Below are 3590 nucleotides of genomic sequence, written 5' to 3' on the forward strand. Positions count from 1 at the left end.
GCGCCCATCACGGTGTCAACTGCCTGTTCGGCGGGGTCACGGAGCGAGCGCGACGGCGACACGCCGGGTTTGCCCCGGGCACCGGGGTCGCGGTTAGCCTGACCGGCGACCGCGCACCGTCGCCGCTCCCGAGCCGTCGGCGCGCGCCCCGCCCGCCCCCGACGCCCCACGGTGATCCGCCCGCATGACGACGCCCGTCCGAGACCACGCCCGCCCCGCCCCCGCCGGGGCCGCCCGGACCCCGGACCGCCCCGCCCCGCGACGGCCGTTCCGGCCCGAGGTGCAAGCCCTGCGGGCGCTGGCGGTGGGGATGGTCGTCCTCTTCCACTTCTGGCCGGGCCGGGTGCCCGGCGGCTACGTGGGCGTGGACGTCTTCTTCGTCATCTCCGGCTTCCTCATCACCGGCCACCTGCTGCGCGAGGCGGAGTCCACCGGCCGGGTCCGCCTGGGGCGGTTCTGGGCGCGCCGGGCCCGCCGCCTGCTGCCCGCCGCGTACCTCGTCCTCGTGGCCACCGTCGTCGCGACGCTCCTCCTGGCCCCGCACTCCCTGTGGCAGCAGTGGTTCCGCGAGACGCTCGGGGCCACCCTCTACGTCGAGAACTGGGTGCTCGCGGCCGACGCGGTCGACTACCTCGCCGCCGACGCCGACCCGTCGCCGGTCCAGCACTACTGGTCGCTGTCGACGGAGGAGCAGTTCTACCTGGTGTGGCCGCTGCTCGTGGTGCTCGCCGCCGCCGTCGCGGCCCGCACCGGCCGGGCCACGCGCCGCACGACCGGCGTGCTGCTCGCCGTCGCGACCCTCGCCTCGTTCGCGACGTCGCTGTGGCTCACCGCCGCGGACCCCGCGCCCGCCTACTTCGTCACGAGGACCCGCGCCTGGCAGTTCGGCGCGGGCGCGCTGCTCGCCCTGTGGCTCGCGCGGACGGGCTGCCGCCCGGTGGGCGACCGTGTGCGGGTCGCGGCGAGCTGGGCCGGGCTCGCCGTCCTCGTCGCGTGCGCGTTCGTCTACGACGCCGGCACGCCGTTCCCCGGCACCGCGGCGATCGCGCCCGTGCTCGCGACCGTCGCGGTCATCGGCGCGGGGACGCCGGCGGGCAGGTTCTCCCCCGCCGGCCTGTTCGCCTGGCGGCCCGTGCCGTACGCGGCGGAGATCTCCTACTCCCTGTACCTGTGGCACTGGCCGGCGATCGTGTTCCTGCCCCTCGCCCTGGGGCACGAGGCCGGGCTGCTCGAGCGCGTCGTCCTGCTGGCCGGCGTCGTGCTGCTGGCCGACCTCACCAAGCGGTGCGTCGAGGACCCCGCGCGCTTCTCCCGGCGCTGGGACCTGCACCGCACGGGCCGCGCCCTGTCGCTCACGGTGGCCGGGGCGGCCGTCCTCGCCCTCGTCGCCGGCGGCGGGCTCGCCGTCGCGAAGCACCGCGTGCAGGAGCAGGAGGCGGTCGCGGCGCGCATCGTCGCCGACGAGCCCGCCTGCTTCGGGGCCGAGGCGATGGACCCGGCAAGGCCCTGCGACAACCCCGCGCTCGACGACGTGGTCGTCCCCGCGCCCGAGGCCGTCTCCGACGACATCGCCCGACCCTTCGACTGCTTCGTGGACAACGACGAGTCAGCGCTCGCGGACTGCACCTTCGGCCCGGTCGACGACGCCGACGTCCCGCACGTGGTCCTCGTGGGCGACTCGCACGCCCGCGCCCTGATGCCGGCGTTCCGCGAGCTCGTCGACGAGGGCCGGATCAGCCTCAGCGTGCAGTTCAAGTCCTCCTGCGCGTGGAGCACTGGCCCCACGAACGTGGGCGGCGAACCCGCCCGCACCTGCGAGGAGTGGAAGGACCAGCTGGGGCCCTGGCTCGAGCGGCAGGCGCCGTCGACCGACGCCGTCGTCACGACCGGCTACCTCGACTACCTCTCCGGGAGCGCCGCGGAGCAGGCCGCCGACCTCGCCGAGGCGTGGGAGCCCGTCGCCGACGAGGGCGTCCCGATCGTGGCGCTGTCGGACAACCCGCAGCACGACGACGAGCCGTCCCTCTGCCTCGACCGCGGCCTGTCGAGAGACCCGGCCCGCTGCGACCAGCCCGAGCAGCAGGCGTTCCCCGACCGCCAGGTGTACGAGGACGCCACCGAGCAGGTGCGCGGCGCGTCGTACGTCGACCTCACCGACCTGTACTGCCAGGACGGCACCTGCCCCGCCGTCATCGGCGGCGTGAACGTCTACCGCGACACGCACCACGTCACCGCGACGTACGCCCGCACCATGACGCCGTTCATCGAGCGCGAGCTGCGCGAAGCCGGCCTCCCTGTCTGACCGCCCGCCCCCACCCGAGGTGCCGAACAGGCAGTTGACACCGTTATGGACGCTTGTAGGGCTCCATAACGGTGTCAACTGCCTGTTCGGCGAGCTGCGGCGAGGGCGGAGCGGACCGTCGGCCCGACAGCTTCGCGGGCGACGTGCCCGGCGTCGAAGTGGAGGAGACGCACGCCGACCGCAGCCAGCGCGTTGTCCCGGTCCCGATCGCGGCGCACGCCACCGGGGCGGTCGTCGTGCCACGCGAAGCCGTCCATCTCCGTGACGAGCCACCCGTCGCGCAGCCGCCACGCCATGTCGCCGACGGCGAGCAACCGTCCGGCACGGTCGTGCACGGGAAACTGGAGCACGTCGGGCGGTACCCCCTCCGCGATGCACTGCCATCTCCCCCGGGACTCCAGCGGTGACGCGGCGAGCGGGCTCGCGAGCTCCCACAGCTCGTGGCGCAGTGCCACACCGCGCCGCCCTCGGGCATGGTCGTGGGAGCGCGCCAACCCGTGGCGGTCCACGGCGCCCAGCCGCAGCGCCGAGTCCAGGACCGCCAGCCCGTCGCCCATCGAGAGCTCCGGCACCGCCTGGGCGAGCGCCCACTCCGCGGAGGCGATCCGGCGCGGCCCCGTCCGTCGGTCGCCGAACTCCACGGTCGTCATGCCGTCGTCGAACTGCCGGAGCGGGGCGCCCGCCCGCCCAGGACGGCGTGAAGCGGCAGGGAGCGCGGTCCCGGAGCGATGCCAGGTCGGCAGTCCCTCCACGCCGTGAAGGGCGAGGGCGTCCCCACCGACGGCGATCGCATCCGGACCGTACGCGAGCAGCCCGATCCACGCGTGCCGGCGCCGGAGATGACCGTGCAGGACGTCGCCGTCGTTCTCCGGCGGCCACGGCGTCAGACGGGGCGCGGTGCGCACCGCGAGCGGCATCACGACACGCCCCGGTGCGTCCGCCGCCACCCGCGCTGCCGGTGCCACGGCGACCGTGTCGACGACGCCTCGGGTCACGGCGGACCAGCGCCCGGCGGCCACCAGCCGGGACCGTCGTGAGGCACCGACACCGTGCCGTTCGCACTGCTGCGCCGACAGCAGACCCTCCTGGGCGTCGGCGAGGCCCTGGAGGAGCGGCGGGATCGGAGCGAAGGTGCGCATCCCGACACACCACCAGGCGAGACCGCGCCGCGGGACCCCGTCGGACCGATCTGTGGACGGCCGAAACCTGGGGGCAGCCTCCGCGCCCTGTGCCGAACAGGCAGTTGACACCGTTATGGACGCCGCGGGGCGTCCATCACGGTGTCAAC

Annotated in this window: 2 protein-coding genes; one reads left to right on the top strand and one right to left on the bottom strand. The window is 75.1% G+C overall.

Going from position 1 to position 3590, the window contains the following annotated elements; genetic code table 11:
• Positions 1 to 184: 184 nt before the first annotated feature.
• A complete protein-coding gene (locus ACFWDO_RS21280) occupies positions 185 to 2302 on the top strand; it encodes an acyltransferase family protein (protein ID WP_380327101.1) in 2118 nt (705 codons plus the stop codon).
• A 74-nt stretch (positions 2303 to 2376) separates the two neighbouring features.
• Here ACFWDO_RS21280 and ACFWDO_RS21285 read toward each other — a convergent pair whose 3' ends face one another.
• Complete coding sequence (locus ACFWDO_RS21285) at positions 2377 to 3441, bottom strand: hypothetical protein (RefSeq protein WP_380327188.1); 1065 nt, start codon at positions 3439 to 3441, stop codon at positions 2377 to 2379.
• Positions 3442 to 3590 lie beyond the last annotated feature (149 nt).

This window comes from Isoptericola sp. NPDC060185 (assembly GCF_042728595.1).
Taxonomy (GTDB): domain Bacteria; phylum Actinomycetota; class Actinomycetes; order Actinomycetales; family Cellulomonadaceae; genus Isoptericola.

Excerpts from the sequence above, each read along its gene's own strand:
- ACFWDO_RS21280 (WP_380327101.1), top strand. The coding sequence starts at position 185 with ATGACGACGCCCGTCCGAGACCACGCCCGCCCCGCCCCCGCCGGGGCC.
- ACFWDO_RS21285 (WP_380327188.1), bottom strand. The coding sequence starts at position 3,441 with ATGCGCACCTTCGCTCCGATCCCGCCGCTCCTCCAGGGCCTCGCCGAC.